The organism is Alkalihalophilus lindianensis, assembly GCF_032843265.1.
Classification (GTDB): Bacteria; Bacillota; Bacilli; order Bacillales; family Bacillaceae_D; genus Alkalihalophilus; species Alkalihalophilus lindianensis.
This window is the reverse complement of sequence record NZ_JAWJBA010000388.1, coordinates 1-268: the sequence shown is the minus strand read 5'-3', so window position 1 is coordinate 268 and position 268 is coordinate 1. Positions and strand designations below refer to the sequence as shown.

The following is a 268-nucleotide window of genomic DNA, read 5'->3' as shown; positions in this document are numbered from 1 at the left end:
CGTCGAACCCGTTGACGCCCGCCGCCAACGCCCTGGACTGCAGGACGTATCGGAACAACTGACCCTGCCTCCAGACCTTTTCGGAACTCGATAGGCTCAGGCGCGCAGCCTCGCTTTCCACGAAACCGGAGAGCCGGGCCGGGTTCAGTGCGTAGCGGACGCCCTCGGTCTCAACGCTGTAGCCGTGGAGCATCGGACGGCCGTCCTCCGGTCCAGTGAAGACCTGCGTGAAGGTCTCACTGCCGGGAGGCGGCCCGCTCAGCGGAAC

At 66.4% G+C, this 268-nt stretch carries 1 protein-coding gene; it reads right to left on the bottom strand.

The window, feature by feature from the left end:
• On the bottom strand, window positions 1-193 hold a 193-nt coding region (locus RYX56_RS22710), incomplete at its 3' end, for a hypothetical protein (protein ID WP_317124167.1).
• Window positions 194-268 lie beyond the last annotated feature (75 nt).